General features: G+C 64.9%; 26 protein-coding genes. 14 read left to right on the plus strand and 12 right to left on the minus strand.

Translation table 11 applies throughout. The annotated features are described in order from the left end of the window. Position 1: 1 nt before the first annotated feature. The 3 genes from N5J73_RS00470 to N5J73_RS00480 form a co-directional block, all read right to left on the minus strand. Complete coding sequence (locus N5J73_RS00470; RefSeq protein WP_049449692.1) at positions 2 to 364, minus strand: DUF3088 family protein; 363 nt, start codon at positions 362 to 364, stop codon at positions 2 to 4. 156 nt (positions 365 to 520) lie between these two features. After that, positions 521 to 1102, minus strand: a complete 582-nt coding sequence (msuE, locus tag N5J73_RS00475; RefSeq protein ID WP_049449650.1) for an FMN reductase — start codon at positions 1100 to 1102, stop codon at positions 521 to 523. 81 nt (positions 1103 to 1183) lie between these two features. Further along, positions 1184 to 3760 carry a TonB-dependent receptor gene (locus N5J73_RS00480; RefSeq protein ID WP_164078615.1) on the minus strand — a complete coding sequence of 859 codons (2577 nt, stop codon included), beginning with the start codon at positions 3758 to 3760 and terminating at the stop codon, positions 1184 to 1186. 345 nt (positions 3761 to 4105) lie between these two features. On the opposite strand from N5J73_RS00480, the gene ftrA reads away from it, so the two are divergent. The 3 genes from ftrA to N5J73_RS00495 all read left to right on the plus strand — a co-directional run bounded on the left by ftrA (position 4106) and on the right by N5J73_RS00495 (position 6211). Beyond that, positions 4106 to 5107, plus strand: coding sequence for a transcriptional regulator FtrA (gene ftrA / locus N5J73_RS00485; protein WP_049449654.1), 1002 nt, complete (start codon positions 4106 to 4108; stop codon positions 5105 to 5107). Positions 5108 to 5202: 95 nt separating this feature from the next. After that, positions 5203 to 5646: a BLUF domain-containing protein gene (locus tag N5J73_RS00490; protein WP_049449656.1), complete on the plus strand. Its 444-nt coding sequence runs from the start codon at positions 5203 to 5205 to the stop codon at positions 5644 to 5646. 136 nt (positions 5647 to 5782) lie between these two features. Continuing rightward, entirely contained in the window at positions 5783 to 6211 is a 429-nt protein-coding gene (locus N5J73_RS00495) for a chemotaxis protein CheW (protein WP_232015540.1), read from the plus strand. An 11-nt stretch (positions 6212 to 6222) separates the two neighbouring features. Here the strand turns inward: N5J73_RS00495 and N5J73_RS00500 are convergent, their stop codons facing one another. The 4 genes from N5J73_RS00500 to N5J73_RS00515 all read right to left on the minus strand — a co-directional run bounded on the left by N5J73_RS00500 (position 6223) and on the right by N5J73_RS00515 (position 10500). Continuing rightward, complete coding sequence (locus tag N5J73_RS00500; protein ID WP_049449660.1) at positions 6223 to 6723, minus strand: hypothetical protein; 501 nt, start codon at positions 6721 to 6723, stop codon at positions 6223 to 6225. 92 nt (positions 6724 to 6815) lie between these two features. Beyond that, positions 6816 to 7403, minus strand: coding sequence for a TetR/AcrR family transcriptional regulator (locus tag N5J73_RS00505; RefSeq protein ID WP_049449662.1), 588 nt, complete (start codon positions 7401 to 7403; stop codon positions 6816 to 6818). Between the two features lie 86 nt (positions 7404 to 7489). Then, complete coding sequence (locus N5J73_RS00510) at positions 7490 to 9259, minus strand: oleate hydratase (RefSeq protein ID WP_049449663.1); 1770 nt, start codon at positions 9257 to 9259, stop codon at positions 7490 to 7492. A 122-nt stretch (positions 9260 to 9381) separates the two neighbouring features. Beyond that, the gene (locus N5J73_RS00515) at positions 9382 to 10500 is read right to left on the minus strand and encodes an NAD(P)/FAD-dependent oxidoreductase (RefSeq protein ID WP_329767412.1); all 1119 of its coding nucleotides are present in this window, start codon (positions 10498 to 10500) and stop codon (positions 9382 to 9384) included. A 56-nt stretch (positions 10501 to 10556) separates the two neighbouring features. Between N5J73_RS00515 and N5J73_RS00520 the strand changes: the two genes are divergently transcribed. The 8 genes from N5J73_RS00520 (at position 10557) to N5J73_RS00555 (ending at position 15044) form a co-directional block, all read left to right on the plus strand. Next, positions 10557 to 11012 (plus strand): MarR family transcriptional regulator, encoded by a 456-nt coding sequence (locus N5J73_RS00520; RefSeq protein ID WP_049449667.1) that lies wholly within the window; start codon positions 10557 to 10559, stop codon positions 11010 to 11012. A gap of 140 nt (positions 11013 to 11152) precedes the next feature. Beyond that, on the plus strand, positions 11153 to 11608 hold the full coding sequence (locus N5J73_RS00525; protein WP_049449669.1) for an SRPBCC domain-containing protein: 456 nt from the start codon (positions 11153 to 11155) through the stop codon (positions 11606 to 11608). 11 nt (positions 11609 to 11619) lie between these two features. Beyond that, on the plus strand, positions 11620 to 11934 hold the full coding sequence (locus N5J73_RS00530) for a metalloregulator ArsR/SmtB family transcription factor (protein WP_049449671.1): 315 nt from the start codon (positions 11620 to 11622) through the stop codon (positions 11932 to 11934). Between the two features lie 2 nt (positions 11935 to 11936). After that, complete coding sequence (locus tag N5J73_RS00535) at positions 11937 to 12395, plus strand: SRPBCC family protein (protein WP_049436314.1); 459 nt, start codon at positions 11937 to 11939, stop codon at positions 12393 to 12395. A 134-nt stretch (positions 12396 to 12529) separates the two neighbouring features. Beyond that, positions 12530 to 12949 carry a helix-turn-helix domain-containing protein gene (locus N5J73_RS00540; protein WP_043397067.1) on the plus strand — a complete coding sequence of 140 codons (420 nt, stop codon included), beginning with the start codon at positions 12530 to 12532 and terminating at the stop codon, positions 12947 to 12949. Continuing rightward, positions 12946 to 13812, plus strand: a complete 867-nt coding sequence (locus N5J73_RS00545; RefSeq protein ID WP_164078533.1) for an alpha/beta fold hydrolase — start codon at positions 12946 to 12948, stop codon at positions 13810 to 13812. Before N5J73_RS00540 ends, N5J73_RS00545 begins: the two co-directional genes overlap by 4 nt. Beyond that, on the plus strand, positions 13805 to 14182 hold the full coding sequence (locus tag N5J73_RS00550; RefSeq protein WP_049449676.1) for a DUF4180 domain-containing protein: 378 nt from the start codon (positions 13805 to 13807) through the stop codon (positions 14180 to 14182). Before N5J73_RS00545 ends, N5J73_RS00550 begins: the two co-directional genes overlap by 8 nt. Positions 14183 to 14279: 97 nt before the next feature. Continuing rightward, complete coding sequence (locus N5J73_RS00555; RefSeq protein WP_049449678.1) at positions 14280 to 15044, plus strand: membrane protein; 765 nt, start codon at positions 14280 to 14282, stop codon at positions 15042 to 15044. Here N5J73_RS00555 and N5J73_RS00560 read toward each other — a convergent pair. Together N5J73_RS00560 and N5J73_RS00565 are read right to left on the minus strand one after the other, a co-directional pair. Next, entirely contained in the window at positions 15041 to 15823 is a 783-nt protein-coding gene (locus N5J73_RS00560) for a 3-hydroxybutyrate dehydrogenase (protein ID WP_164078532.1), read from the minus strand. The genes N5J73_RS00555 and N5J73_RS00560 overlap by 4 nt on opposite strands. Positions 15824 to 15884: 61 nt before the next feature. Next, complete coding sequence (locus N5J73_RS00565) at positions 15885 to 16364, minus strand: SEL1-like repeat protein (protein WP_049449684.1); 480 nt, start codon at positions 16362 to 16364, stop codon at positions 15885 to 15887. Here N5J73_RS00565 and N5J73_RS00570 point away from each other — a divergent pair. Continuing rightward, complete coding sequence (locus tag N5J73_RS00570) at positions 16354 to 16935, plus strand: hypothetical protein (protein ID WP_160314183.1); 582 nt, start codon at positions 16354 to 16356, stop codon at positions 16933 to 16935. The genes N5J73_RS00565 and N5J73_RS00570 overlap by 11 nt on opposite strands. Continuing rightward, on the plus strand, positions 16932 to 20138 hold the full coding sequence (locus tag N5J73_RS00575) for a zeta toxin family protein (protein ID WP_049451513.1): 3207 nt from the start codon (positions 16932 to 16934) through the stop codon (positions 20136 to 20138). Before N5J73_RS00570 ends, N5J73_RS00575 begins: the two co-directional genes overlap by 4 nt. A gap of 89 nt (positions 20139 to 20227) precedes the next feature. Here N5J73_RS00575 and N5J73_RS00580 read toward each other — a convergent pair whose 3' ends face one another. From N5J73_RS00580 to N5J73_RS00590, 3 genes are all read right to left on the minus strand, one after another. Further along, on the minus strand, positions 20228 to 20707 hold the full coding sequence (locus tag N5J73_RS00580; RefSeq protein WP_239508853.1) for a hypothetical protein: 480 nt from the start codon (positions 20705 to 20707) through the stop codon (positions 20228 to 20230). A 79-nt stretch (positions 20708 to 20786) separates the two neighbouring features. Further along, positions 20787 to 21521: a hypothetical protein gene (locus N5J73_RS00585; protein WP_049447884.1), complete on the minus strand. Its 735-nt coding sequence runs from the start codon at positions 21519 to 21521 to the stop codon at positions 20787 to 20789. A 98-nt stretch (positions 21522 to 21619) separates the two neighbouring features. Next, entirely contained in the window at positions 21620 to 22459 is an 840-nt protein-coding gene (locus N5J73_RS00590; protein ID WP_049447883.1) for a type 1 glutamine amidotransferase domain-containing protein, read from the minus strand. A gap of 96 nt (positions 22460 to 22555) precedes the next feature. Here N5J73_RS00590 and N5J73_RS00595 point away from each other — a divergent pair, with 96 nt between their 5' ends. Further along, entirely contained in the window at positions 22556 to 23479 is a 924-nt protein-coding gene (locus N5J73_RS00595; RefSeq protein ID WP_049447882.1) for a LysR family transcriptional regulator, read from the plus strand. The last annotated feature ends 127 nt before the right edge of the window (positions 23480 to 23606 follow it).

Genomic DNA, 23606 nt, shown 5'->3' on the forward strand with positions numbered 1-23606 from the left:
CTCAGGGGTGGGCCACGGGAATGCCAAGCAACCCGTTCAGCGCAGCCAGGATCGGTTCGGCACCGGAGATGTACTGGCGATCCTGGTGCGCGCCACTGGCCAGGTCGCTGTGCACGCCCTGCGGCAGCACCAGCTTCGGCAGCGACTGGTCCTTCTCGCCGATCTCGGCGATCACCTCGTGGCGCGGCCGCGCAAAACCGATGCGGCGCACGTCCAGCTGCGCGTCCAGGCCGTCGATGCTCGACAGCGCCCCTTCCAGCAACAGGCTGTGCCGGCAGAAGAAGCGCTGGCCGGGAATCTGTCCGTCCTCGAACTCACGGTCGAGCAGGAACAGGATGGGCTTATCGTTTGCGTCCAGACTCACGGGGTCGTCCTCATCGGGGGCGGCCATGCGATGCCGCGTCGATATCGATGCTAGAGATGACAGCCGTCGGCACGGCGATGCCAGGCGACAATCGGCGGTCAGATCCGGCCATGCAGATGCGCCTTGGCCATAAGCAAAGCGCCGCCGGTTATGGCGTCAGGCGATGCGTCGCAGCGGCGCCGCTACCGCCAGCGACTGCGTGGCCAGATGCCCGGCCGCACGCTCGGTCGCCAGCGCGATGCGCGCCTGCAAGGCCACACTGGTGATGTGCTCACCGTCGAAGTCGGCCGGCGTGGCGTACACCCCGATCGGCAGCGTGTGCGCCTGCAGGAAACTGAACAACGGCCGCAGCTGGTGATCGATCACCAGCGCATGGCGCTCACTGCCACCGGTTGCCGCCAGCAGTACCGGCGTATCCACCAGCGCTTCCAGTTCGATGAAGTCGACCAGGTGCTTGAACAGGCCCGGATACGATCCACGGTGCACGGGCGCTGCCACCACGAGTAGTTCGGCGGTCTCGATGGTCCGCAGCGCCTGTTCCACTGCCGGTTCCACTTCACCCCGCGACAGTGACTGGCCCAGCGAGCGTGCAATCGGCGCCAGCTCCACCCGCTCCACGCTGGCATGCACCCGCTCCTGCAGAGACGCCAGCAGATACCGCACCAGCAGCAACGTACGCGACGTCGCCGAACTGGTCGGCGACCCCACCAATGCAACCACCTTCAATGCAGAAGACATGAACTGCTCCTCGATGATGCCGGACTACGTCCGGCCGCCCTTTGCCTTTTATAGAGTCGAGCCATGCTCGACTGCTCCAGATCAGAACCGGTAACTGACCCGCCCGTACCAGTACGCCCCAACGTTGCTCAGCACATCGCCGTTGTCCCAGGTCGTCTCGATACTGGCCACATCAGTGGCGCTGCGCGCGTACTCGGGCACCTTGCGCGTGCGCTTGTAGAACACGTTGTTGATGCCCAGCGCCGCGCTCCAGCCCGCCCCCAGCTCCACGCCACCGGACAGGTTGGTCACCAGCACCGGCGGCTGCTTGTACTCCACGCCGTTGTTCAGGCGCTTGATCGGGCCGTAGTAGGTGAAGTCCAGGTTCGAGCGCCAGCGCCCGTTCTGCCAGCCCAGCCCGGCCACCTGGGTGTAGCTGGGCGTGCGGAAGCGCAGCGCGTACTCGCTGGACCTGGTCAGCAGGTTGATGTTCGGCAGCCCCTGCAGCGCCGCCGGAATGTCGCTGACCTTCTGGATGGTGGTACGGCCGACGTTGGCCGCGTAGCTCCAGCGCAGCTTGCCCCACGTGGTTTCCTGATTCGCCTCCAGCGTCAGCTCGACACCGCGTGTACGCGTGTTGCCCACGTTGGTGAAGTAGCTGGCATAGAACGCATCACCCGGCAGAATGCTGATGCCGGCCGAGCCCAGCAGCGCATCGATGGTGCTCTTCTGCGCCGCACTCAGCACCGTGCCGCTGTTGTCGGTGACGCGCGCCGGATCCTGCGCGTTGTAACCGATCTGGCTTGACTGACCGAGCTGGCCGCGGATGTCGATCTGATAGGCATCCACTGCCAGGTGGAACGCCGGGCTCGGGTCCCAGGTCACGCCCAGGCTGTAGTTGGTGGCTTTCTCGGGCTTCAGCGGCGTGGCACCCAGTGCGATCGCCGCCGGCGAAGACACCTGTGCCACCAGCGTGGTCCCGCACGGGCAGCTGCCAGTGGCCTGGTAGAACTGCGCGCCCAGGCTGGGGGCGTGGAAGCCGTTGCTGACCGTGGCGCGCACCCCCAGCGCATCGGTGAAGTCGAAGCGCGTGGTCAGGCGGCCGGTGGAGACGCTGCCGAAGTCGGAATGGTCTTCCCAGCGCGCGGCCGCATCCAGATACCAGCGCGAGGTGATGTTGGTGGCCGCACCCACGTACACCGCCTTGCTGTTGCGGGTCGCCTTCACCGCATCGGCGGTGGAATAGCCGACGAACGCTGCGGCACCGAAGCCGGTGTACGACTCCCACTGCCCTGCCCCGCGTTCGTACTGTTCGTGCTGGTACTCGGCGCCCGCGCTCACTTCCAGTGGCGAGGCGAACGCTGCGACCTCGAAGCCACGCCGCAGGTCCAGGTTGGCGATGCCCTGCTGGTAGTCCAGCTTGCCGTCATAGAAATCAGTGGGCGAGCCGGGGTATGGCAGCGAGTAGTTCACCGAGTTGCGCGTATAGGTACGCACTGTGCTGCGGTTGCCGGTCAGGCTGGCGTCGTAGTCCCAGCCCGCGACCTGGCCTTTCACGCCTGCGGTGCCCGTGTACTGCTTTTCCTTGGTTTCCAGCACCGGAAGGAAGCCATCGGGAAACACGCTCAGCACGCCGGGTGCCTTGTAGGTAGTGAAGATGGTCGCCGGCAGGCGGAAGTTCTGGATCGCCTGCGCGGTGCGGTCGCTGGCGGTGGCATTGGCGTAGAACTGTGCGCTGTCGCCCAGGCCATGGCCCACGTTCACCGCGAAGGCCTTCAGCGCATACGACGGCGAGCTGAGGATGGTATTGGCCTCGGCATTGCGGCTGGCTTCAGCCGGGTTCGGCGTTGCGCCGGCCGGCAACCGGTTGTTCGGACGCAGCGCCACCCGATTGCCATTCGCATCCACGGCCGGGTAACTCAAGTAGCCATCGATGTAGCGGCGGGTACGAATCGCATGATGCTGGCGGGTGGTCTCGCCGGACAGGTTGATGAACCCATCCTGGCCCCACGGCAGGCCGACATTGGCGCGCGCGCTGGTACGCGAACCATCGCCATCGATGCTCTGTCCGCTTTCCACGGCAAACTCGCCACCGTGCGCCTGCGATTTCAGGATCACATTGACCACGCCAGTGATCGCGTCAGAACCGTAGATCGCCGAAGCGCCATCGCGCAGCACTTCCACATGGTCGATGGCCGAGACCGGAATCAGTGCCAGGTCTGCCCAGGCGTGCCCTGGGAAGCCGCCACCATTCGCCCCGCTCACATAGGCGCTGGCATTGCGGCGCTTGCCGTTGACCAGCACCAAGGTGTAGCCGGGCGACAGGTTGCGCAGTTGGTAGCCGCGGATCAGGCTCTCCTGGTCGCTCTGGTAGCCGCCGATCTGGCTCAGTGACGGCAGCGCACGCTGCAGCGCTTCCAGCAGGTTGGCCTGGCCGGTGGAGGCAAGGTCCTCGGCGGAGATCACATCGATAGGCGTGGAGCTGTTCTTCACCGTACGCGTGCTGGTGCGCGAGCCGGTCACCACCACCGCATCCAGCGTGGATGCCGCGACATTGGCGGAGGCTGCCGTGGTGGCAGGATCCGCATCGGCTTCAGCGGCATGGCTGGACGACGCGGCAAGGACGGCTGTGATCAGAACAGCGAGAGAGCTCAGGACAGGGGCGTGGGCGGCAGGCATGGGGGCTCGTGGGGGTGGGCCGGAAACACGCTTCCATTCAAGGGCCAGTTCACCCACGGCAACAGGCGGGATCGCGTCACCCAACCGTCATATCCGGCCACCCACATGACTGCTGGTAATGAGGTTAGGTGGCATTGCCGGTGCACTGCTGTCTGTAGAGCCGAGCCCACGCTCGGCTGCTCTTCGTGACGGCGTCAGATGCATCCACTTCTGCCAATTTTGAGCCGAGCGTGGGCTCGGCTCTACAGGAAGGGATCCGACCCCGGGGCCGCACATGCTCCACAGGCATCACCTCATGCCCGCGCAGCACTCTGCGGCGCACATCACCACCCGTAGCATCAAGCCATGCCCAGTCCATCCGCCGATCCCAACGCGCCGCTCGTCGCCATCGTCGCCTGCCACGGCCAGGGGCTGTTCGAGTTCGGCTGTGCGGTGGGCCTGTTCGCGCCGGTACGGCCAGAACTCGGCGTGGCCTGGTACCGCACCCAGCTCTGCGCAGGCGAGCCCGGCGCACTGCGCATGCTCGGTAGTACCCAGGTGCAGCTGCCCTACGCGCTCGATGCCGTCGACGACGCCGACATCATCGTCATCCCCGGTTGGCGCGAACCCAGCGAGCGCCCACCGCAGGCACTGCTCGATGCACTCATCCGTGCCCACGCACGCGGCGCGCGCATCGCCTCGATCTGCTCCGGTGCCTTCGTGCTGGCCTGGGCCGGGCTGCTCGATGGCCGCCAGGCCACCACCCACTGGCGCCTCACCGAAGCGCTGGCACGCGACTTCCCGCGCATTGATGTGCGCGAGGATGTGCTCTATGTGGATACTGGCAGCATCATCACCTCGGCCGGCTCAGCCACCGGCATGGACATGATGCTGCACATGGTCCGCAAGGATTACGGCGCACGCGTGGCCAACCTGGTCGCCGAGCGGCTGGTGCTGGCACCGTGGCGCGATGCCGGGCGCAGCCAGCGCGTCAGCCGCGCGATCCCCAACGGGGAACCGACGCGTCTGGCGAAACTCATGGAGTGGATGCGCCGCAACCTGCGCGAGCCCCATTCACTGGGCAGTCTCGCCGAGCAGGCTGCACTCAGCCAACGCACCTTGCAGCGGCAGTTTCTGGAAGCCACGGGCCTGTCGCCGATCGACTGGCTGATCCGCGAGCGCGTGGCCTTCGCCCGCGAACTGCTGGAAACCACCGACCGGCCATTGCAGTGGATTGCAGAACAGGCCGGTTTTGGTTCGCAGGAATCCTTCCGACGGCACTTCCGAGGTCAGGTCGATGCGAGCCCTACCGAGTACCGCAGCCAGCATCGCGGCGGTATTGGCGCGGATCGGTTGGTGGGCTGCTGATCCAACTCAGCGCTCTCCAGCGCCACGTGAGAAAAGGCTCACGGCGGACGGTGGAGACCCACGTATAGTGATGGGCGTCACACGAAGCCCCTTCCATGCTCCACGCATTTGCTTACTCCAGCCACATGTCGGCTGGGCTTTCCGATGAAACCCTCCGCCAGATCGTCTCGGGCTCTGCCGCGTTCAATCGCCGGGTGGACGTCACCGGAGCGCTGCTCGTCGACGGGCAGCGGTTTTTCCAGTACATCGAAGGCCCGCCCGACGGCCTGGAGGCGGTCAGGCGCCGCATCCATGACAGCCGTTCGCATGCTGCCGTGTTGCCGGTACTGGACATGGCGATCAGTACCCGTGCCGTTCCCTACTGGGCCATGACCCACATCGAGACCGGGCAGATCGTGGTGTCCGGCCTGGTCAATGCGCGATGGGACGAGTTTGGCCACTCCGTTCCCGGCATGGATCAGCTCGTCGGCCTGCTGCGTCCGCACTTTCCGCGCATCGGCACCGCCGGTGCACGACGCGCGACCGCCGGATGCACCTGAACCGCCGCCGCGCGCGCGCTGGCCCGCGCGGCCATGTGACTCCTGCGGCCGTCATCATTCAAAGCGTCTTCCCCACGGTCTTCTCCACGCCCACAGCATGTCTCCACCCGCTCATTCATCAACGGACGCAAGCGCATTGCCCGCTGACCTGTTCGAAATCGTCGTCATGCGTGCAGGCACGGCCCTGTTCGCGATCGACGTGCGGGCAGCCATCGAAATACGCGGCCCGGAGAGGTTCGGCCCGGTAGATCATCCGGGCAGGCCGACCCTGGAGGTGCGCGGGCAAGCGTTGCCGGTGGCCGACCTGTGCAGCATGAGCGGTCAACCGGCATTCGAGGGTGGATGCCCGGCCATGCTGTTGATCAAGGCAGGCACTTCAACGCTGGCACTGGCTGTTGACGAGGTGCTGCAGATCGAGACGCCAGATGCATCTCCAGACGTATCCGCGCCTGCCCAAGGTCGATCGTTCAACTTCTGCAGCCGACACGTCCAGATCGATTCCGCACGTTCGGCTGCGCTGATCGAACCGCAGTCGCTGCTGGCTGCACTCGCGGTGCGGGACTGAGGCGCATCTGCTCAAGTTCGCCTGCAAACCGCCTGAAACCGCATGCGCCAGCACTGCGCGGCAAAGCCGATCACAAACGCCACCGTCAATCCCAGCAGCGTCTGCAGCACCACCGGGGACATCGGCGCCGCAGCAATCGGATGCGCTGCCGGCAAGCGGGTCAACGTTTCATTGACGCCGGGTACCAACGACAGCAGGAAGCTGAAAGACAGCGCGAACGTTGACAGGTAACGCGCTGCGCGCCCCAGCCAGCGCAGCCGGGCGGCCAGCACGCCGCCGAATGCCACCAGCAGCACGATCACCCCGAATGCGTGGCCGGGGTTGATCCCGCCCGTGCTGGACACGGTGAACGACGTGGCCACCGACAGCACCAGTCCGAGCAGGTACAACTTGCCGGAACGTGTGGCTGGGTCGATCGCGCGATGGCGAATGAAGGCATACAGGCCGGCGAACAGCGGTACCAGGCTGACTGCCGTGTGGATCACGCCCAGGGGGGACAGAGAGTGCGACATGGAACATCTCCAGAGTTAAATGTACCTACTAGTAGGTAGACTAATGGTTCAAAAAGAAGGCCCACGTCGCCGCAGGCCCCACCACAGTCATGTCAGGCAGTCGCGCTCACCCGCGCAATGGCCAATCGCGCCAGTGCCGCGAACGTCGCCGCATCACCGAAACCGCGCGCGGCCAGCATCGCACCATGCACCGACGACATGAACGCCTTGGCCTCGTCTGCAGGGGAACCCTGCAGGCGCAACTGGCCCTGCGCCGCGCCCTTCTCCAGCGTCACCGTCAGCCACCCGCTCAGATCCTCGAAATGCCCGCGCACCTCATCGGCAATCTCAGCAGGGATCATCGGTGCCTCTGCCGCCAGCATCGCGCAGATGCAGAACGACGACGTGCCGCCCGCAATACAGCTGGACCAGTAATCCACATAGGCGTTGAGCTCCTGCAGCGGGTCGGCCAGCTGCCGGTCCAGCAGGGCCAGGCCTTCGCGCGCCTCGGCCCGGTACAGTTCAACCACCGTGCGCACCAGGTCTGCCTTGCTGGGGAAGTGGTGATGGATGCTGGCCTTGCTGATGTTCACCCGCACCGACACGTCCGCATAGCTGAAGCCGTTGTAGCCACCGGCCTCCAGCAGCGTACGGGCGTGGGCCAGGATCTCCTGGGCCTTGGGCGAGAGCGACTCTTTCATGCAGCCAACCTACTAGTAGATTGGCTCGCTGTCAACTTCACCCTGCTGGGCTCGCCGGGCATGGCCCGGCGCTACCCGCGCCCCGCTCAGTTCTCCTGCACCAGCTTGAACTCGCGCAGCAGCCCGCCGATCTGGGTCTTGTCCAGCTTGTTCATCAGCAGGTTGCGCAGGAACGCTGGCCCGGGAATGTCCAGTTCCTTGCCATCACGCAGGCGTCCGCTCGCGGCCAGCAGCGAGCGCACGTCATACGTGGAATTGAACACCTCCGGCACGCCACGCTCGATCCCCAGCAAGGTGTACACCGCTTCCATCGGCGTGCGCACCGAGTACTCGGTGGTGAAGATGCAGTCGCGCTGTTTCGATTCGGCGAACTGACCGATGAAGGCGAAGTTCACCGCACCTTCCGGCACCACGTCCGGGCGGTCACCGGCCTGGCGCGGCATGAAGAACGCGGTGATGTACGGCATCATCACCGGTACCGTCTTCGCACCGGTCGCGGCCAGCTCGTCGATCTCGTCCACCGGCACGCCCAGGTGGTACAGCCACTCGCGGGTGATCTCCTCGCCGGTGCAGTCCTGCATCGGCTTTTTCACGTAGTCGCCGGGCGTATCCACAAACAGCGAATACACCCAGACCACGATCTGGTCCTTGGGCTGGTTCTTGAAATGTGGCTGCCGGTTCACCGTCCAGCTCATCAGCCAGCGCGAGTCACGCACGCTGACGATGCCGCCGGTCACCACCTTGCCGCTGAAGGGATCGCGCTTGGCGATCTTCTGGATGTAGGCCGGAATGCGCGCATCCAGCGTGGTCACCGTCGCCGATTCCCACTTGGTTTCCGGGATGTGCGCGCCGAACACATCCGGGCGGCCGAACGCGGCATCCTTCGCGGCAATGCGTCGCCACAGGTCCCAGGCAGGCGCCGGGCCTCCGTTCAGGCGCGCTGCGGTGTGGTGATCGCCGTTGTCCGAATTCTCGGTCAGCGAACCGATGGTCATGAACAGCAGATCATCCTTGCCGAGATCCACGCCACCGGCTACACCGTCATGCATCCAATGGATGCGCGTCGCCTGCTTGCGGTCCGGCTGCAGATCGAAGTCGACGTCGGTCACTTCGGTGCCGTACTGGAACACCACGCCCTGCTCCTGCAACCATTTCACCAACGGTAGCACCAGCGATTCGTACTGGTTGTACCTGGTGAACTTCAACGCCGAGAAATCCGGCAGGCCGCCGATGTGGTGGATGAAGCGATGCAGGTACAGCTTCATCTCCAGCGCTGAATGCCATTCCTCGAACGCGAACATGGTGCGCCAGTACAGCCAGAAATTGCTGTCCAGGAAGTCGCGGCCCAGCACTTCGTTGATGCGCTTGTTCTCCATCTCCTGCCGGGTGGCCAGGAACAGCGCGATGATGTCCTTCTGTGCCTGTTCGCTCAGGGTAAACAACCCATCGGTGTGTGCATCTTCGCCGCGATTGATGGTGGCGCGCTGCAGCGAATAGTTCGGGTCGTCCTTGTTCAACCAGTAGAACTCGTCCAGCACGCTGGCATCTTCAATCTCCAGCGATGGAATCGAGCGAAACAGGTCCCACAGGCACTCGAAATGATCTTCCATCTCGCGGCCGCCGCGGATCACAAAGCCTTTTTCCGGCACCTTCAGGCCATCCAGCGCGCCGCCGGGAATCTGCTGCTGTTCAAGAATGGTGATGCGCTCACCGGCCATGCGCCCATCACGCACCAGGAACGCGGCGCCAGCCAGCGAGGCCAGACCCGAACCGACGAACCATGCGCGCTTGTCATCGACACCGGCGGGCTTGCGCGGGCGCGCGAAGGCTTCGTAATTGCCACTGCTGTAATACATGCGCTGCTCCTTCCTGGAGGGGGATCGTTCCCACTCTAGCGCCGAACCGATGTACCGCATGCTTCAGCCCGCCTGCGACCCAGTGACGCAGGCGCGTGGAGACTCCATGCTTCGAGCGGTCATCAACCGCTTGGCGCATCCCTTTCGGTAATGAACCAGCGCTGGAACCCCTCGATGGCATCGGGCATCAACGCGCGGGCGCGTTCGCAGACCACCGCTTCGGCATCGTGCATCGCGCTGATCGCATCCGGCCGCGCGCATAACGCCATCGCCACGTCCGACGCGTCCAGCATCGCCAGGTTCACGCCCACGCCCACCGGCGGCATCAGATGCGCCGCATCGCCGATCAGGGTCACACCATCGCGCGGGGGCCAGTGGAAATCCGCCGGCAGGCTGTAGATCGGGCGCCGCACGAAGTCCGTGCAAGCCTCCAGCACGCGCCGAAGGTTCGGGGCCCACCCGGCATAGCGGCCTGTCACCAGCGTCCGCATCCCGTGCTCCGCGATCTGCGCATCGAGCCACTCGGAAGAGCACTTCAGCGCCGCATAGACGCAGAGTCGATCGCGGCTGTTGCGTTGCACGAACAGGGCCTCCTCGCCGCCAAAGCAGAACAGGCTGCCCTGCCCGACCATCGCTGCGATGTCTGCTGCTGGCCGCTCGATCCAACCCTCGAAAAAGGTAATGCCGGTTGGCAGCGGCTGGCACGCACTCAAGGCCGCGCGCACTTTCGACCACGCGCCATCGGCACCGATCACGATGTCCGCCTCGCGCTGCACGCCGTTGGCGAAACGCAGGCTGTGGCCGTTCGTCTGCGCAGGGACCAGCTCGGTCAGGCTGTGGCCCCACTGCACCGTTTCCGCCGGCAGCGCGTCCAGCAGCAACTGGCGCAGGTCGCCGCGGTCGATCTCCGGCTTGTCCTTGCTCCCTTCCGGCCCGAACCCGCCGGTGGTGATCTCCCCGGACCACGGGTCGCCCATCCGCACCTCCTGCCCCTCATGGCGCGCGACCGCGCGGAAGGCCTCCAGCAGGCCCGCGCGCTGCAGCGCCACCTGCCCGGAATCGTCGTGTAGATCCAGCGTACCGCCTTGCGTGCGCTGCTGCCCGGATGCTTCGCCCTCGTACACGCTCACGCGGTGACCGTCGCGATGCAGGATGAGCGCAGCGGTCAGGCCAGCGGGGCCTGCGCCGATGACGGCGATGCGGGGAGGGTGCTGCATAGCGCGATCCAGATGAGTTGACATATCAACCGTAGGCCCTGCGAGTTGACATGTCAACCATGTGCCGGCAACGTTGGGCCATGACCTCCTCCAGCATCACACCCGACGAATGGGCCGCTTGGCGCGGCTTCCGGCGAATGGCCGAGATCACCTCCGGCCGCATCGTCCAGGACATCACCCGCAGCACCGGGCTCTCAAGGGCCGACTTCATCGTGCTGATGGAGCTAAACCAGTCCAAGGATCGCTGCCGCCGTCAGCGCGAACTGCTGGACTACCTGGAATGGGACAAGACGCGCCTCTCGCACCAGCTGACCCGCATGGCCGGCCGTGGCCTGATCGAACGCGATACCGACAGCGAAAACGTCGTAGTGATCCGCATGACCGCAGAAGGTCACGCGCAGCTGGGCGCGGCGCGGCCGGTGCACGCTGCCGGTGTCCGCCGGTATTTTCTCGACCATCTCTCCGCCGATGATCGTGCCGCACTGCAGCGGATCACCGACAAACTGCATGCCGCCCTTCAGGACGCGGAGAATTGAAGCATCGCCCCACCGGGAAGCCGGCCAGCGGCCGGCACTACCAAACCCGGGCATTCGTGGCGAGATTTGACATGCAGGCATTTGCCTGCATATAGTCCACTCAAGGGCGGCGCCTGCCTGCCCATCGCGAGGAACCTGCAATGGTGGATATCGCACACAGGGTCGGCATCAAGGCCCCCGCAAGCCAGGTGTACCAGGCGCTGGCCACCCCCGAAGGCGTGGCCGGATGGTGGGCCGAAGACACCCATGGCGACCGCGAGGTCGGCGGCACGGTCAAGGCGCGTTTCACGAACAACGGCCAGGAGATCGGCGCCATGGAAATGAAGCTGGAACAGCTCATCCCCAGCGAGCTCGTGCTCTGGCGATTCCTCGCCGGCCCTGCCGAATGGATCGGCACCCACGCGCGTTTCGCACTGAAACAGGAAGGCGACTACTGCATCGTGCTGTTCACCCACGAAGGCTGGAAGGAGCGTGTCGAGTTCACCTCCCACTGCAGCACCAAGTGGGCGGTGTTCCTGATGAGCCTCAAAGCGCTGCTGGAAACCGGCAAGGGCCAGCCCAACCCGCATGACGTCAGGATCGACAACTGGAACTGAAGACGCCCCGCATGAATGCAGACAAGGTGTTCAAGGCCCTGGCCGACCCCACGCGCAGAACGCTGCTGGACCTGCTCTGCGAAGACAACGGCCAGACCCTGGGTCAGCTCTGCGAGCACTTGGACATGGCCCGGCAATCGGTCACCCAGCACCTGGGCCTGCTGGAAGACGCGAGCCTGATCAGCACCGTGCGTCGTGGTCGCGAAAAGCTGCACTTCATCAACCCGGTGCCGCTGCATGAAGTCTACGAGCGCTGGGTACGCAAGTTCGAGCAGCAGCGCCTGAGCCTGCTGCATGACCTGAAACGAGAACTGGAAGGAGAATGACGATGTCCGCAGAGACCACCCGCTTCATCCACGTGATCTATATCGCCTCCACGCCACAGAAGGTGTTTGAGGCCATCACCCGACCCGAGATCGCCAGCCGCTACTGGGGCCATGAAAACGTCTCGGACTGGAAGCCCGGCTCGCGCTGGCAGCATGTGCGCGCCAACGAAACGCGCTCGGTCGAGTTGGTCGGCGAAGTGGTGGAAAGCACCCCGCCCTCGCGTCTGGTCATCACCTGGGCCGCCGCCTCGCAGGCCGACAACCCGGATGCCTACAGCCGGGTGACCTTCGAAATCGTGCCCTACCAGGACATGGTGCGGCTGACCGTTACCCACGACGAGCTGGAACCCGGCAGTGGCATGGATACCGGCATCCGCCAAGGCTGGCCGATCGTGCTGTCGAGCCTTAAGTCGCTGCTGGAGACGGGCAAGGGGCTGGATGTGTTTGCCAAGCCAGCGTAGCCGTCGGGAGGGTTGGCCCGCGCGAGCGGCACCGGGCAGATGGCCCCCTGTCGCCGCCGCCGCGCAATCCCCAATCGCTCCCGCACATTGCATTTCATGGAACAATAGGGAGCACATGGTTCTCGAGTTCCGATATGTCCCCCGCGTTGCTAACCGTCGATCAGGCTGCCCAGCAGCTCAGCCTGCACCCCAAAACCGTCCTGCGGCATATCCGTAGCGGCCAACTGCGCGCGACCCGCATCGGCAAGTCCTATCGCATCACCGCTGAAGACCTCGACGTGTTCACCGGCACCGTGCGTGAGCCCTCCGCTGCGCGCCCACAGCTGACCACAGTGGTGGATATTCCAGGATGCGGTGCGGCACGTGCCGCCGACCTGGTCCGTGCCCTGCATGCGCGCGTCACCGGCCGCGAGGCCGACGATGAGCCGCTGCGCATGGAGACGATCTATTCGCCTGAGCACGATGTGCTCAAGCTGATCGTGATCGGTGGCCTGGCGGGTTCCGCAGCGCTGCTGGTCAGCCTGCAGCGCCTGCTGCAGGACCGCAGCGCATGAAGCGGCAGCGCCCCGGCATTCCTACGCAGCACGTACTTGCCGCCTATCGCCAGGTGCTTTCGGACTGGCCGGTACCCCACGAATCGCACCATCTCGCCACCCGCGCCGGTTCGACATTTGTGGTCAGCTGCGGCCCGGAACACGGCCCTGCCCTGGTGCTGCTGCATGGCACCCTCAGCAATGCCGCCAGCTGGATGTTCGATGCCGAACGTTGGAGCGAGTTCTACCGCGTGCATGCCGTCGACATCATTGGCGAACCGGGCCTCAGCGAAGGCACGCAACCTGCGCTGGACAGCGATGCGCATGCGCAATGGCTGGATGATGTCCTCGACGCACTTGGCGTGGAAAGCGCAGCATTCGTGGGCCTGTCGTTCGGCGGCTTCCTGGCACTGGACTACGCGCTGCGAAGGCCTGCCCGGGTCAACGCACTGGTCCTGGTCAGCCCCTCGGGTATCGGGCGCCAGCGTGCATTCCTGCTCAAGGCGCTGCCACTGTTGCTGCTTGGCCGATGGGGACGCGAGCGCCTGCGCCGCGCGGTCATGGGTCCCGCGCCACTGCATGCACCTGCACGTGCGCAGCCGCTGCTCGACCTGCTGGCATTGATCCGTGCCGAGGTTCGGCCACGTCCGCTGCGCATTCCCCGCATCAGCGACGAGCGCCTGGCTACGTTGCATCCGCCGGCAGCCCTTGTCATGGGCGCGCGTGATGCCCTCATCGACGCCCCTGCCGCCGCCGAACGCATGAAACGGCTCGTCCCGACGGCGGACGTCACCCTGCTCGCAGACGCCTATCACTACATCCCCGGCCTGCGCGAAGACATCCTCGCCCGGCTGCGTCAACTGCAGAACCTCCAGCATGAATGATTCCATTGAACACCTCGGCACCACCCGCCTCCTGCGCATCGCGCCGCGGGGCCCCGCACTCGATGCCGACGGCCTGCGCGATCTGGTCGGCGATGCCCTCGGGCATCAGGCCGAGTGGATTGCCGTGCCGGTGCAGCGCCTCTCTCCAGAATTCTTCGAGCTGCGCTCCGGCATGGCCGGGCAATGGCTGCAGATGCTGGTGAACTACCGCCTGCACTTCGCCGTGCTGGGCGATGTCAGCGACTACCGCGCACAGAGCGAATCGCTGGACGCCTGGATCACCGAATGCAACCGCGGCCACAACGGCTGCTTCGTGTCCGACTGGGATGCCCTGCTGGCACGTCTTTCGGCCCCCGCCATCGCCGGCTGAACGCCGCCCCCACGCTCACCCTCACCGAACCCGGTTACGACTGCACTCCGACGCCGCCCGCCACAGCATCGCCCACAGGCTCCCCTGGCGACGTTCGATGCGTGCTTCAGACGCAGATTCCCTGCACAGCAAAGTGGCGGCGGTCACCCTCGGCTTCTGGGTGATGAAGATCGCCGCCACCACGCTCGGCGAGACTGCGGGCGACCTGCTGTCGATGACACTCAACCTGGGCTACGTGGCCAGCTCGGCCATTCTGCTGACGATCTTCGCCGGCCTGCTGGGCATGCAGTTGTCGGCACGGCGCTTCCACCCGGTGCTGTTCTGGTCGGTGGTGCTGGCCACCAGCACCGCCGGCACGACGATATCCGACCTGCTCGACCGCACGCTGGGCTTGGGCTACGCCACTGGCGCCAGCCTGCTGGCCGGTTGCCTGGCGCTGGTGCTGCTGGCCTGGCGGCTGTCGGAAAAGTCGATCTCGGTCAGCAACGTCGCATCGCGCCGCGCCGAAGGCTTCTACTGGACCGCCGTGCTGTTCTCCAACACGCTCGGCACCGCGCTGGGTGATTTCCTCGCCGACGATTCCGGGCTCGGCTTCACCGGCGGCGCACTGCTGATCGGCAGCCTCATCGCGCTCACCGCGCTGGCCAGCCGCATCAAGGGCATCAACCGGGTCATCCTGTTCTGGATCGCCTTCGTGCTCACCCGCCCGTTCGGCGCCACCTTCGGCGACCTGCTCACCAAGCCGCTGGAAAAGGGTGGTCTGGGCTTTGGCACGGTCGGCTCGTCGCTGGTGTTGTTCACCATCCTGGCCACGCTGGTGGCGCTGCCGATGCTGCAGCGTAAGGCGCAGCCAGCCAGCTAGCGCGCCGTCCAACCCCCATCCACCGGCAGCGCAGTGCCGGTGATCTGCGCCGCCGCGTCCGAGGCCAGGAACACGACCATCTCGCCCAGCTGCTCGGGCGTCACGAACTGCAGCGAAGGCTGCTTCTCGGCCAGCAGCGCGCGGGCGGCGGTCTCCTGATCCGTGCCTTCCTTCTGCGCCAACGCGGTGATCTGTTGCTCGACCAGCGCGGTTCGCACCCAGCCGGGGCAGATGGCATTGGCGGTGATGCCGGTGCCCGCATTCTCCAGCGCGGTCACCTTGGTGAACCCCACCACGCCATGCTTGGCCGCCACATAGGCGGACTTGTTCACCGAGCCCACCAGCCCATGCACCGATGCAATGTTGATGATGCGGCCAGCGCCCTGCTGCTTCATGTGCGGCAAGGCCGCTGCCGTTGCATGGAACACCGCCGACAGGTTCAGCGCCAGGATCGCATCCCACTTCTCGACCGGGAATTCCTCGATCGACGCGGTGTGCTGGATGCCCGCGTTGTTCACCAGGATGTCGATGCGGCCCATCTTCGCGACGGCGTGTTCGATCATCCCGCGCACCGCTTCGCCCTTGGACAGGTCAGCGCTGTCATGCGCCACCCGCACGCCGAACTCGGCTTCCAGTCCAGTACGGATGCGTTCGATCTCCGCCGCATCGCCGAAGCCGTTCAACACGATGTCGGCCCCTTGCCGGGCCAGCGCGGTGGCGATGCCAAGGCCAATACCGCTGGTGGAGCCGGTGACCACCGCAACCTTTCCACTGAACATGGGCGAGCTTCCGTCGGAGGTAGGCCGCCAGTGTAGCGCTACCGGCCGCCGCACCCTCCTCCTACGTGCCCACGTCCAACGAGTACGCGAGTAGGAACTCCCTCGCGTACTCATTCCCACCCTGCGCCGAAGCACGGATCAGGTACACCGCACGCGGCACGTCGCTGGCGACACCCTTGCCATGGAACAGCGCCAGGCCAAACTCGGACATGGCCGACGGATAGCCGGCCTCCGATGCCCGTTCAAAATGCGCGGCCGCCCGCATGACGTCCTGCTCGACGCGGTCACCGGTCAGCAGGCACAGCCCTACCGCATGGATTGCCGGGATATAGCCCTTCTCTGCGGCCTGCTTGAGGGTCGCGAAGCTGTCCGCCTCGGCATGTGCGTCGTCCTCCCCTACAGGCATCGAAGAAGAGAGGAACAACGCTTCGGCGCACCCGCGTGCAAGCTGCGGGGCCAACAGCCGCCGCGCCTGGGCAATGCCACCACGGTCGAGCACCGCATCGAAGTCGGTCGTGAGCTGGGTTGGCATGTTCGTCATGGCGCAGGCTTCCTTCCTGTTTGCGGGCATCCGTTCGCCCCATTGGGATTATGAATGCGCATTGCCGTACATTCCTCCAGCCCACGAGGAATGGCGACCCAATGATCTGATTCGCGGGCCAAATCGACACAACCCATTTGCCTATACGTTGTCGCAAATAGTATTGGACCCACCAAGGCATGTGGGGATATTCTCGAATCTACGTGGATCTGCCCAAAAGGTGACAATCTTGACCCTTTCCTCTCCGCCCGTTCCAGCCAAACTCCGGGAAATGCTCAAGGACTATCCGGAACATATCGAACGACTGCAGGAAGTACTGAATCGATCAGCCGAACGATCACGACAGATTCCTTTAATGCCGTTCGACGACGCGATCTCCGCATTGGAGGGCAGGCTCGGAACGTTCATCATGGAGGCACGGAGTGAGCTTGCCGCTGCTGAAGCGGCTGGGAATCCCCAGGATATTGCCAATGCACTTGAAAAAGAACGGTTAATGCTTAGGGCGCGCCTACAAAGCCAATGGATAGGAGATGAGTCGATGTACTCCTATTTTCAGGAGCTAGAGCGTTGAGTTCAGCCGATTGGAGCCTCGCGCCCCAGGCGCATGCGCAGGTGTTTACGGAGAAGGTGCTTCCCCATAGTGGTCTGGACAGTACCACTCCTCAGGAGCACCCCAAGGCAATTGTACTCGCTGGACAGCCAGGCGCAGGTAAGAGCGGGGTTGCCGGTGCTGCGATTCGAGAGCTTGCTGGTGATGCCATTCCCATCGATCCCGACGCGCTGCGGGAGATGCACCGTGACGCTCCGCAGCTTGTCCAGCAGCACCCATACACCTGGTCAGGGCATACTCACAGCGATGCCAGCCAATGGGCAAAAGAGCTGCGATCCCTGGCAGTCGAGGGCCACAGGAATCTCATCCTCGATACGACACTAGGAAATGGCGACGCCGCAGTTAATCTGATCAAGAATCTCCAGGCCAAGGGCTACGAAGTGGAGATTCGGGGAGTTGTCGCACATCGGTTGGAAAGCGAGCTTGGTGTCGACCGAAGGTTTACTGACAAGCTGGACGACGAAGGCTTCGGCCGCTACGTCCCCGAAGATGTACGCAAACACGTTTACGATGCCCTGCCCGGCAATCTGGACAAGGTCCAGGCCGAGACCGGCATCCAGATTCGGCTCTACGGACGCGAAGGCGCTCAGGTCTACGACAGCCATAGCGATACCCGCCTACCGGGCGCAGCGCTGGAAGCCGAACGCGAAGCTCGGCTGAAAGACCCTCGAATCACCCAATCATTGCGCGATGGCTGGCGCGCACAAGGCCGCTGGCACGCCGAGCTTGGGGACACCCTGCCCCTCAACGACAAGGTCAGTCCACCAACAGCGGCAGCCGTTTTCGATGAGCGCGCAACGCTCAAGGTTGTTGAAGGCATTACACCCAACATCCAGGAAGCACGCGTCATCGACCACACCATCCGCGTGCGTCCAAACATGGTGCGGGGCGCCGTCATCGGTGGCGCCGCAGCGACGGTCGTTGAAGCCGCGACGGAAGGAACAAAGATTGCCGACCTGTACGCGCGCGACAACCGGACGGGCGCGGAAGCCGCGCTGCTGGACCTCGGAGCACGCAGCGTCGGCGGTTGGACCGGCGCGGCAGTGGGCGCCAAGGTCGGTACGCTGCTGGGCATCGAGTCCGGCCCTGGCGCCATTGTCACCGGCATCATTGGTGGCGGTTTAGGCGCCTGGGGTGGCAGTGAGATCATCGATTGGATCGAGAAATACCAGATCAACAACCAGGCCGACGGCACCGGCAGGGTCTGGACGTTTGACCCGGCGCATCCCGAAAAGGGCTGGACGCACAGCGAGCGGGAGATCATAGGCACCGTCGGCACCCTGGCCGATCGCCCTATCTACGGCGCGACTACACTGCTCACGGCCGACGCCGAATTGACCCAGCAACTGAACTACCAGGCCTCAAGCCGGGCCGTCGGGCTGCGGCTGTCCGCGCCGGATCAACCGATCAATCCCTTCAGCATTGCCGGCGATGCCAGCGATACACCCAGCGCACTGCCACGCTCCTGGGAGCGCAATCCGGAAACCAGCGAATGGCGGCGCGAGGTCGTCCATCAGGTCCTCGAACACGGCATCAAGAACACCACTGTAGAGGTAGCCGACGCAACCAAGGCAGCCCAGCTTGATGACGCCGCACAGGGCATCATGGCCTTCAACGCCGCCCGAAGCTCGGCGGCCTTTGCCAAGCAGTATGAGGAGGCCTACACCGCACAGGGCTGGTCCCAGTACGGAGCTATTCCTGATGAAGTGATCTGGGCCCGTGAGCATCCCGATCACGTACTCGCCTCCGACGGACGCACCTATCAGCATCAGGGCGATGGTGAGTGGCTGCATGACGGCTGGATCTACGATTCGCTGGCCGAGGGCAACATCCGCGACGAGTTGAACAGTACCTACCCGCAGATCCGGGCCATCCAACAGATGGAGGCGCCCGTACCCAGCGCCCACGAACGCAGTATCGAGGCATTGACCGCCAACGAGCGCGATGCCCACGAACAGGCCATGCAGGAAGCCAATCGACTTGGCGTCGCTGCACCGCAGGTGCAGCAGATGGCCGCCGCTGCCGTGGCTGAGGTTCGCGGAGAGCACGCCGAAGAACGGCTGACGCCACAAGCCGTGATCGATGCGCACAGCGCTGAACGCGCTGCACTGTCGCCCAACACATCACCCTTGGTACAGGAGCATCGCGCTCCTGCGCCTGCAGCGCCGACGCCTTCGGATCGTGTGGGATCCGTGCAGGAACCGGCTCGCCGCGAAGCACCACGACGGGAGCCGATCGCGACCGCTGCAACGCAACCTGCACCGGATGAGTCAAGCGAGCGGCAAGCGCATACCGAGGCAAATCCTCCTGCGCACCCGATGCCGGCAGCTCCTGTGCCGTCACCCGACATTCCCTCCGCTGAGCGATCTCCCGCGCAGCCAGAAGTGAGTGCGCTACCGACGCCGGATATCGGGCACCCGGCTCCTGCGCAGGAGCCCGTTGCAACTGACCCACACTCCCCGGCCCCGTCAATCCAGACCGAAGTGGCTGAAGCCGCGCCGGCTACTGCCCGCCTCCACGAAGCCGAAGCGAAGTCGGCGCCGGTCCAGCCGGAGTCAGACGCTCCAGCCACACTCGCGAGAGCCGAGCCCGCTGCGCCCCCGCTGATGACAGACGCGGCGACCCAAGTCTCGCAGCACGAGCCCCCCTACACGCCACCACCCGTGGAGGCACCGGCGGCATCACCCTCAAGCGCAACGATCCAGGAACCCGAAGCGCCGCCCGCGCCCCTGCTGCCTACCCAGCCCGAGCATCCCGATCATGCGCTCTATCAACAGGTGCGCGAAGGCGTAGCGGCGCTGGACGCCAAACACGGTCGCACCTTCGACGAAGCCAGCGAGCGCATGACCGCCAGCCTGCTGGTGCTGGCCAAGGACAACGACCTGGACCGCGTCGACCACGTACTGCTGAGCAACGCCACCGCAGACAAACCCGCCGGTCATACTCTGTTCGTGGTCCAGGGCGAGCCCAGCGACCCCGCACACCAGCGCGCCGCAATGCCGACCGAACTGGCCGCACAGACCTCGGTCGAAGAATCAATGCAGCAGTTCGACGCCGTCAGCCGCGAAGCGCATCAGCGCGCCATCGCCAACCAGCTGGAGCAGCAGCTGGAAGATCAGCGCGTGCAGCAGGATATCCAGATCCGTGCCGCCAGCATGGGCTGAGTGTGTAAGACACGCGCGAAATCATTCACAACAACCCGCCCTCCTGGTCCCTCTGCTTGCCAATCGGCGCTATTGATATCGCCGCACAATCAGAAGAACGGACTCGCTCGCTCAACGGTCGCGAGCGGATTGGCCTTCCGCACCGCCTCCAGAAAGAGCAGAAAATCGCGGTTGAACAGCGAAAGGTTGTTAGTGAACGTCACGCACTTTCTACCCGATGCTCTGCTGAAGCATACCTGCCAGACATAGCGCGCATAGATGACGTCGGACGTTCGAGTTACTGAGGTGATCTGCGAAAGCGGAACTGCCGTGGGCACCGGCCCACGCCGCAGATAAAAGGACTCCGCATCAAAGAAGTAGTGCTCCCGATCCTCTTTGCCATCCACCATCACCAATGTCATGGATGTACCGGAGATCCGGCGAGGGGGATCCAAACGCAGCCCCGTTTTCACGGACGAGCGAGCAGTTGCCGACATTCGCCGAAGGATGAACCAGAGGATCACCAACGGAAGCGCCGCAAGGACAATGAAACCTGCGGTCTTCAGAACAGTTTCCAGCGTGCTGGGCATACAGATCTCCGGGATGAACGTTCAGGCGATGCCCAAGTAGATCCACGCCACACGTGGATGACTCTCCCTCAACGCCTTTTCACTTCCAATGATCCGGCCCCAAAAACGGCAGGCTCAACACAAACACCGGCACCGCCACAGGGGTCAACGCCGCGCCCAGCACCTTGCCCGCCGCCGAACCCACACCCGGCTTGTCCTCCCTCTCCGGCAGGATCCGCTGCGCCCGCGCATTGATCGGCTGTGCCAGCTTCCCCTTCTCCGCCAGCGCCGTAGCATCCGGCAACTTCACCCGCTCGCCGTCGCCCTCGAACAGCGCGCTGTAATAGCTGCCACCCTTCTTGGAAAGATTGCAGGCACGGTCAAACGCCAACGCGTAGCGGCTCCGGTCCTGCGGCAGGTAGTAGCGCGCACGCTCATCCACATACTTCGCCTCGCGCGGGAGCACTTCAATCCGCTCCAGCTTGATCTGCGCGGCCTGTTCCGGCGTCACCTGCTCCGGCCGCAGCAGCAGCGCATAGCTGCCATGCACCTTGGCCTTGTTGGCCGGGTCGCGCCAATCCTCATGGAAGTACATCTGCGCGCAGGCCACCGCATCGCGCAGCGGGCTGTCCATCAGTGCCCGGTACTCGCGGAACGGCGCGGCATTGAAGCGCATCGGCTCGTCATAGCGCGGCAACAGGTACAGCTGGCCGTCGTCGGCCACGAACGCACTGGTGATCTCGCGGCTTGAGGCGTGCTCCTCCGGGCCACTGGCACAGCCAGACAGCAGGCCAAGGCACAGCGCGGAGAGAATGAAGCGGATGGACGTTCGCATGTCGTGTTGAATGGCTTCCTTGGAAAACCGGCCTCGCCGATAAGGACGGGGCCAGTCCGCCATGGTGCCACGGCGCCGCTTGCGATGCAGAGCCCGCCTTACTTCAACCGCTCCACCAACCGCTGCCCCACTTCCAGCGCCGAAGCCGGGTTTTGCCCGGTAATCAGCTCGCGGTCCAGCACCACATGCCCGGTCCATGGCGTGGCATTGCTGCTGAACCGCGCCCCCGCCCGCTGCAACGCCGTCTGCGGGTAGAACTTCATCTCGCCGCCGCCCAGCAGCGGCTTGGCCTGCTCTTCTTCCTGGTTGCTGATCACCGTCATCTGGTAGCCGCTGTAGATCCACTTCGGCGTGGCCGGCGTCGCACCCGCCTCCAGCTTCGCCACAAAGCTACCCGCATCCGGCAGCGTGGACAGCAGCGCGATCGGCCCGTGGCAGACCAGCGCGGTGGTCTTGTTGCGTAGGTGGAAGTCGGCCAGCAGCCGGCCCAGCGCCGGGCTCTTCAGCAGGTCCTGCATGGGCGCGTGGCCACCGGGAATGTAGACCGCATCGAAACGCGCGTAACCCTGCTGCTCGACGCGCGCCAGGCTGACCACCGGCGAGGCCGTCGGCGAGGTCAGCGCCAGTTTCTCCAGCAGATCCTTGTGCAGCGTCAGCTGCGCGGCATCGTTGCCGAAGTACGCCGCCGTCACCGAGGACGCATCTACCGTCGGCGCCCGCCCCTGCGGCGTGGCGAAGGTCACCTCGTGGCCCGCGTCCAGCAGCAGCTTGACCGGCTGCATCAGCTCGTTGAGATAGAAGCCGGTGGACAGCACCTTGCCGTCCTTCAGGTCCAGATGGTTTTCGTCGGACAGCACCACCAGCACGTTGGCGGCATGCGCGCCGGTGGCAGCCAGGGTCAGGGCCAGCCCTGCGGCCAGTCGGGTCATCAGGTTCATGGGGAGCTCCTATCGGGGAATGGCGGCCACTTTATTCATCGCCCCAGCGGCGATAAATTGGTCACATCGCAAAACATCTGTTCCCCGGAGAGCCAAATGAGCCGCAAGTTCGACTACCTGGGCGATGTGGAGGTGTTCCTGGCGGTGGTCGAGCACGGCTCGTTCACCGCCGGCGCGGTGGCGCTGTCCACCACGCCCTCGGTGCTGAGCCGCGCGGTCACCCGCCTGGAAGCACGGCTGGGCCGGCAGCTGCTGCAACGGACCACCCGCCGCGTGGGCCTGACCGACGCCGGGCGGCTCTATCTGGAACAGGTGCGCACCGCCTTCGGCCTGCTGGACGACGCCGAGCGCGACGTACTGGCCCAGGACGGTGCGCTGGCCGGCCGCGTGCGCCTGAGCGTGCCCACCACCTACGGCCACTACCGGCTGCCGCCCGTGTTGGCGCGCTTTGCGCAGCAATACCCGCAGGTACAGGTGGAACTGAACATCACCAACCGCAACGTGGACCTGGTGGCCGAAGGCTTCGACCTGGCCATCCGCCTGGGCCAGCTGCCGGACAGCGGGCTGGTGGCGCGAAAGCTGGAGGACGCGCCGCTGCTGCTGGTGGCCGCGCCGGACTACCTGCAGCGCCGCGGCACGCCACAGACGCTGGACGACCTGCAGCAGCACCTGTGCCTGCCCTTCGTGATGCCGCGTACCGGGCGGTTGGCGCCGTGGATCTTTCGCGACGACGGGCGCGACGTGGACTGGCTGCCGCGTTCGTCCATCGAGACCTCCGACGATGTGCTGGGCGTGGTGTCGCTGGCCGAACAGGGGATCGGGATTTGCCAGAGCTATGCGTTCATCGTGCGCGAGCGGTTGCAGCGTCGGCAGCTGGTGGAAGTGCTGCCGCAGCTGCGCGGGAGATCGCGCCCGTTCTCGGTGATCTATGCGCCGCATCGGCGGCAGTCGGCTGCGGCGCGGGCGATGATTGAGTTGTTGGTGGGGAATGCGGGGCATGCTGACGATGCCGTTGATTGAAGCTACGAGCTTGCTAACGGTGTCGGCTTTGAACCGCTTTTCGGGATGTGCGGCTGATCGCGCGCCGTTGCTTGGCGAGGCGGACTAGGAACTGTTGCAAAGGAAGCCGTCGCGCTATTCGCTTGTG

Origin of the sequence: Stenotrophomonas sp. GD03654, from assembly GCF_029845105.1 — a bacterium.
Classification (GTDB): domain Bacteria; phylum Pseudomonadota; class Gammaproteobacteria; order Xanthomonadales; family Xanthomonadaceae; genus Stenotrophomonas; species Stenotrophomonas africana.